Consider the following 6,780-nt stretch of genomic DNA (forward strand, 5'->3'; position numbering starts at 1 on the left):
TAACCGCGACTTCTGTCAGGATCAGCTCGATTGTCCGTTGCTGACGGCGATCAATCCTCGCCGATCGTCGCCGTTAGCGACGATCAAGGACGAAATCAAGGAACTGTTCAAGGAACACGGTGAGGAGATCGACAGTCCCTACGACGCCCTGGAACGGCTGCCACAGGAGCAACTCTCGGAGTACGGCGTTTCCGTCGGAAGCGTCGAGGAGACGTACATTTTCCAGGCGATCAAAGAGCGGATGCATCGACACCTGCGGGCAGGTGTCGAGCGGGTGTTCTCCCGGCTGAAGTCCTTTACCGGGCTTGATCGCGTCCGCGCACGCAAAGAGAACAACGTCGAGACTCACGTCGTTCTCTCGGCAGTAGCGTTGGTTGCGGCGTCTCTCACGGCACAACGGCAGAACAAACCANGCAAAGAGAACAACGTCGAGACTCACGTCGTTCTCTCGGCAGTAGCGTTGGTTGCGGCGTCTCTCACGGCACAACGGCAGAACAAACCAAGGCTGATACGGTCACCGAGTCGGCTCATCTGACGATCGCGCCACCTGTCCAAAAAACAGGTGTCGCCGCCTGAGAGGCATCGCTCTCAGGCGGCTGTATTTTCTGAAAGGAGCTCGACCAATCAGGCTGATTTATCGGCCAATTCAGCCATTTCTATCAGGAACCATTCCATTGTTTCACCAACTCTACTGATGGAGTCCAGATTCAGGCCTGATCGTTCCGTCTGATGATTTGATTTTGAACGTGCAACAGGGTATACTATACTGAGGACTGCCAGTTCGTGTATGAACCGGTGACTGCGGGCTGAGTGATGCTGGCGCGTTAGGGATCGTTTGGAGCGGTCTGCGTGTCGCTGTTCGGGGGTAGAAACGCCGAGTACGGGAGAAGTGTCCTCTGATAGCGCGTGAGATGACGGTGGGTAGCGGTGTCTATTCTGTTCTCCTTTGCTCTGGGCCGATCTGCGCCCGTACTCGGCGTTTGGCTCTTGCTCCGGCTAGGTCATAGGTGTGCTGGCCGTCAGGATTGCGTTCGGTCGGGGGTCGAGTGTCGCGGTTGTGGTATCGCGCTGTCGTGAGTTTCGTCGGCCGTTAGGCAGTCTTGCCGGTGTGTCGCTCGGCCGGGGGTCGAGTCTGGTGACACAGAGCACGCTGGCCGATATACAGTGTGTTTCGCTCGCTCGGGATTCGAGTAGTGCTATGCTGTGTTCCGCTATCTCGGGATTCCAGGCCTCGGTGCCTGACGCTGATCGCTGATCGCTGATCGTCGCCTCGCTGCCTGACGCTGCTCGCCTCACTCACTCGGGATTCGGGCTTTGCTGATACTGCTGTTGCCCTTGTGCTGAAAGCGCTGCTGTCGTGATTGCATGGTCAGTGTGCAGTGTTTCGCTGACTCGGGATCCGAACAGTGCTGTGCTGTCCCAGAGTAGTGTTGTTGTGGTGCTGTTCGTTGCTGTCACGGCTTCGCCGCTCTTCGCGGTGCTTCGCGCTGTTGTCGCGGTGCTGTTGCGGTGTCAGCGCCGAGGCTGACCCCGAGATGGTGACTCACGGGGCCTGACCCCGGATTTGCTGTTGCTGTGCTATTGCTGGTCTGACCCCTGTTGTGCTGAAACAGGCTGGACCCCCGGACTGCTGGTACTGCTGCTGTCGCTATTGCTGGCCTGACCCCCCAGTGTGTCGAGACGCGGTATTGCTCGCTGTCGCTGGATCGAGCTTTGCTGACCCCGGCTTGTCGAGTAGCGGTCTTCCAGTGCTGTGTAGTGTGACTGCTGGCCTGACCCCCAGTGTCGTCGTGATGCTGACTGCTGGCTGCTGACAGCGCTGTGTCGCTGGCTGACCCCTGTTGTGCTGAAACAGGTTGGACCCAGCCTGCTAGAGCTGGCTTGACCCCGAGATTGCGGAGAGCGGTCTTCTACTGCTGACCGCTGCTTGTTGAGCTTCACCTGAATCCCACTGGCTAATATCGGGCTGAATCCCCGGTGTTTTGTGTCGCCCTGAATCCTCGGTGTCGTCGCTGGCTCGAAATCCAGGACTCTGCGCTGAGTGGAATCTTCTCCCTTCTCCTCGGCGCTATCACTCGGCCTGAATCCCCAGCGCTGTCACTCGCTGGAATCCTCGGTATGTGACTGCTGATTGAATCCCCAGCGCTGCTTCGCTGGGTTGAATCCCTCGGCGCTGGTCTTCGGCTTGAATCCCTGCTGTTCTCTGCTGGGGTGAATCCCCTCTGCTGCTTCGCTCTGCTTGGGGGTCGGCCCTGCTAGTGCTCGCTGCTTACTGCCCTCGCTGGTCGCCCTTCGCTGTCGGCTATCGCTGTTCTCGCTGTGTCGCTCACTCGGTATTCGGTGTCTCGCTCNGTCTCGCTCCCTCGGTATTCGGTGTCTCGCTCCCTCGGTATTCGGTGTCTCGCTCCCTCGGTATTCGGTGTCTCGCTCCCTCGGTATTCGGCTTCGTTGAGACGGTTATTGTTCTTCTTTTTGATACAGTGTCGCCCCCTTCTCTCTTAGTGCTCTCCTTGGGGTCCACCTTGCTTCGGTTCTAGGAGAGACGGGGGTCTAGATGGACGTGCGGATTTGACCTACCGAGAAACACCGAGAAATCTTTCGGAGAAAGAACGTCGAGTTGATTTCTCTGAGAACAACTCTCCGAGAACATTCTCGAAGAAGGTTTATTATGGCTGAAGGTTGATAGATGATATGGCGATGACTGTCGCCGATTTAGATTGGAAATCGCATGAAATACTGGGTGTGCTATTCGAGGCCACCGAGGAACTGACGACGAGTGAGATTCGGGATTTGAGTGGCATTGAACCGAATCGGGTAATCCTCTACCGGATAGAGAATTATCTTGAGCCGATGGAGTTAGTCGAGACTCGTCAACCACCGACTGAGGGAGGAACTGTCGTTCCGGGTAAGCGGATTCAACTTACTGAGAAAGGTGAGCAGGCAACGGCAGACCTACGGGAAAGTGATGATAAAGAAGGCGTGTCAATTACTGACCTGCCAGAGAGAGTCGAGCAGCTAGCGAGCCTGATTGAATCGTTACGAGACGACATTGATCGGATTGATCGAAGACTGGATCACCGGGAAGAAGTTGATGATGATGTCGCTGATGCGATTGAAAATATGGATGAGCGGATTTCAACGCTGGAAGCCTATCACTCGGAATAACCGCTACGAAGGCCCTCAACTGCCCCACCGTAGTCGTCATCGGAAGCGTCCCCGCTCTCGTGTTCGTCATGGTCCTCGGGTGCCTTTGCGTCCGCCGTGGTATCAGCATCGTCACTCGCCCGATTCTCGTCCACCGCATGGCTCTGTTGCTCGTCGTTGGTGCTCTCCATCTGTCTTCTCTTGCGTCTGATTTCGTCTCGCATTTGTTTCGGCGGCATATACTCACAGTTTTCACACACTAATTCCCCGTTGCGGCCGTCAGCGCTCCATCTATCGCACTCCTCGCAATCGGGGCACTGAGACGGGGCGTCGATACTCGCTACTCCTCCATCGTCCGCGCTCTCAGACGTGTCCTCGTCGCTTTCTGTGGCCTGCTGTGACGACGCCTTGTCCTCGGTTGGTGCAGCCTCCTTATCGGTGCTGGTGGCAGTATCACTGCTGCTCTCGTCGTCGGGAACGAGCGGCCGCAATTCGCCGTGTTCGTAGATCATCGGTTCGTCGTACTCGTCATTGTTGTCGTCGGGAAAGACCACGAACATGAAATCATCCGCTGTCGGGTATCGAGTGTCGCCTGACTCGTCGGTGAACTCGCGTTCGGGGATGAACGGCGGGTAGATCGGCTTGAAGTCGTTCTTCATCTCACCTTTCGTGTCGTAGGTCTTCTGTGCGCCATTGGCGTGGACAACGTAGCCGTCGGGCGTGTTCTCGTAGTAGGCGGGAACATCCTCGCGGTCGGCGTCGAATACCGCCTCGGCAGTCTCGAATCGAGAGCGAACCGTGCCGCGTCCGCCCTTGTCTTCCAGCACGATCTCGGTGTCGGCTTCGCCGGTCGAGCGCTCGCGCCACTGCATACTCTTGGTGGCCTTCGGCCGGAGTGCGCCGACGCCCGGCTCGATCTTCATTTTCTTGCTCTTGTTGTAGAAGATGCGTCCCGGCGCTAGCTCCTCGTCGTCTTCGTCCTCTTCATCCTCGTCGCTGTCTGTATCGGCTTCATCCTCGTCCGTGGGGTCAATCGTCTCGTTGACGAACGTGAGACGGTCGAAATCACAGCTGATGTTCTGAACGCTGCCCTCGGTGTGGTGGATGACGCGCTCACCGCGCCGGGGCCAATACTCGAAGAGGCTGCTGTGACTGGGCGCGTCGTCGGGATTCTCGAAATCGTCCTCGTCGTAGCTGCCGTCCTTGCACGCGAAGATACATTTCTTCCCTTGCTCGACGGCTTTCCGCAGGTTCGTAAGCGTCTGTTTGGGCTTTTCGAGCGTGGTGGTTTCGGCTTCGATGGCGATGTCTTTCCCGTCGGATAGTTCGTAGAGCCGTTCATACTCGGTTTCGCACGTCTCTTTGAGTTCCTGGTACTCTCTGTCGCTGGTTGCGTCGGCCAGCGGGTTGATCGGAAGGTCGGCCACTCCGTCGGGTAGCTCCTCGCCGTCCTGTGAGGGGAGATAGGCGTCCGCACCCAGCGCGAGAAACGTCTTCATCGACTCGCGCAGGATATACCGATGGGCCGGGCCACCTGCGTTCTCCACGCCGCCGGTGTCCTGCTCGAACAGTTTGCTCAGTCCGGTGTCGGTGAGTCTGGCTTTCTCCGTACCCTCGCGCAGCGCTTCGACGCGCTCGCCGTACTCGGTTTCGAGTTGCTGGGAGAACTTTGCTTCGCTCATCTCGACGCCAGTGCGATTCTCGAACTCCTCGTGAACGTGGTCGGTCGTCACCGGCTCGGTCCCATCGTTGTCGTCGCTGGCGCGGACGGCGGCGACGAAGACGGATTCTAAGATCGTGTCGGTCGGGATGTTGTCTTCCGTGACCATGCTATCGAGGCCGAGCGCACCCGACTGTTCCAGCGCACCCTCACCGCCGCGAATGAGGATTGAATCACGGACCTCCTCGGCGGTCTGCGTCGGCAGGCCGTGGTCATGAAGGTATTCGTCGATTATTTCGTCGCGCTCGTCACGGGTACGCATCGGGGGAAACTCGGGCAGCGTGTAGGCCCGGAATGGTTCGGAACTCTGGCGTTTCTCCGGCAGATCGAGCGTCATCCAGACGTGATGTTCTGTATCACGTTTCAGTGTTTCAGGATCTATTCCGATATTGCGCGCGACCGCCCGCGAGTCTTTGTGCGACCCGGGCGAGAAACTGACCCACGTGTCGCAGTTCGCCGCGAGCGACGGGAGCACGTCTTGAATCTGATGGGGCGCTTGACACGACAGGAACAGCGAGAGGCGGTACTTCCGGCTCTCCGAAAGCATCTGCCCGATTGCACCATCTTGCGAGGCGAGGTTGTCGAACTCGTCGGCAAGCAGGTAGAACGGCGTGCGCTCGGTACGGTCCATCTCCGCACGTGCTCGAATGACCGACCAGATACGCCGGAAGATTGCGGTGCCGATCATCTGCTTTAGGTCCTCGTTCTCGGGCCCTAACCGCACGATGATGAGCTTGTTTTCATCGACCGCGTTGGCAATGTCGATTGGTGAATCGCGCAGCGACATGAACTGGCGGGCGATGGGCGATTCCACCCAGTCTTTGAACCGCCGCCAGAGCGGTTCGAGCGCGTTTGGATCATTCTCGGCCACGTCGGCGATCTTATCCGCCGAATCCGCGAGCAGTTCGAGATCGGCCGCGCGGACAGTTTCTGCGAATCGACGGCTGTTCTCCGGGGTTTCGATGATATAGAACAGATCGGCCGGGGTAAACTCGTATTCAGTGTTGGCCGAAGCCCGCACGAGCGAGGCGGTCACGCCGTCCATCCGCGCGCCCCATCCTTGCGAGGCACCGAGCATATGCCGGAAATCCGCAACTAACGACTCTACGGCGTGGTCGAACTGGTCGGATTCGGGCGGGATCGAGGTGTCGAGGAAGTTGAACCCGGAGACGCGCCCGCGTGTGCTGCCGGGTTCGATCCATACAACGTCGTCAAGGCGGTGCTCGGGGAGGATTTCGACGAGTTCTTCGGCGTCGTCGCCGCCGGGGTCGATATAACAGCCACCCGCGCCGAGTTCGGCGATCTGTCGGAAGACGTTTTTCTGAAGCGTGGATTTGCCGTAGCCAGTCGTGCCGAAGCAGGCGAGGTGACGGAACATCGAGCGCTGTTCGATACTCACGTCCCGGCCTCGGCGCGTGCCAATGCCCAGCCAGATCGGGGCGTCGGAGTTGGTGCGGCCGTCGGCGAGCATCGCGCGCGCTCGGAGGCTGGCAAACGTCACGTCGCGGTCTTGGTGTCCTTCTGGAAGCTCGGTATCGACACCGTGGGCGACGACGGGCGCTCCTTGGACGCGCTCAGTGCTGGTCGTGTCATACCGATAGGCTTGGTCTTGGTATTCGCCTTCCTCGCTGTTGTCCTCGTCGTCGCTGCCGCCGGGTAGCACATCTCGCAGTCCCATTGTTAGACCCTCCGTGAGGACTGAGTGGCGGCTTCATCGAGCGCTTCGGTGAGCAGTCCGTTCACGGTCTGTGGTCGTGGAACGTCGGTGAGCCTGATTTCCATCGTGTCAGTGCCAGCGGTGTAGATCGTGATGTCGCCGAACGAGAACAGCCGTTCAACAAGCGATTGGTCGCACGCCGTGTTCTGGATGCGATCATGGCGGATTTTGCTCACGTTTTGGCGCAGCAAGCCGTCTT

General features: G+C 58.6%; 4 protein-coding genes. 2 read left to right on the forward strand and 2 right to left on the reverse strand.

Annotation, left to right across the window (positions count from 1 at the left end; genetic code table 11):
- Positions 1–241: 241 nt before the first annotated feature.
- Both C451_RS24485 and C451_RS01870 read left to right on the forward strand, forming a co-directional pair.
- Positions 242–535, forward strand: a complete 294-nt coding sequence (locus C451_RS24485) for a transposase (protein ID WP_449271493.1) — start codon at positions 242–244, stop codon at positions 533–535.
- Positions 536–2,691: 2,156 nt separating this feature from the next.
- Positions 2,692–3,165, forward strand: a complete 474-nt coding sequence (locus C451_RS01870; RefSeq protein WP_007737046.1) for a hypothetical protein — start codon at positions 2,692–2,694, stop codon at positions 3,163–3,165.
- On the opposite strand, the gene C451_RS01875 is transcribed toward C451_RS01870, so the two are convergent.
- Both C451_RS01875 and C451_RS01880 read right to left on the reverse strand, forming a co-directional pair.
- The gene (locus C451_RS01875) at positions 3,153–6,542 is read right to left on the reverse strand and encodes a type IV secretory system conjugative DNA transfer family protein (RefSeq protein ID WP_007737048.1); all 3,390 of its coding nucleotides are present in this window, start codon (positions 6,540–6,542) and stop codon (positions 3,153–3,155) included. The two genes, C451_RS01870 and C451_RS01875, sit on opposite strands and share 13 nt — an antisense overlap.
- A 2-nt stretch (positions 6,543–6,544) precedes the next feature.
- Positions 6,545–6,780, reverse strand: a 236-nt coding sequence (locus C451_RS01880; protein ID WP_007737050.1) for a PH domain-containing protein, incomplete at its 5' end; no start/stop codon positions are given.

It is taken from the genome of Halococcus thailandensis JCM 13552, assembly GCF_000336715.1.
Lineage (GTDB): Archaea > Halobacteriota > Halobacteria > Halobacteriales > Halococcaceae > Halococcus > Halococcus thailandensis.

Excerpts from the sequence above, each read along its gene's own strand:
- C451_RS01875 (WP_007737048.1), bottom strand. The coding sequence starts at position 6,542 with ATGGGACTGCGAGATGTGCTACCCGGCGGCAGCGACGACGAGGACAAC.
- C451_RS01870 (WP_007737046.1), top strand. The coding sequence starts at position 2,692 with ATGGCGATGACTGTCGCCGATTTAGATTGGAAATCGCATGAAATACTG.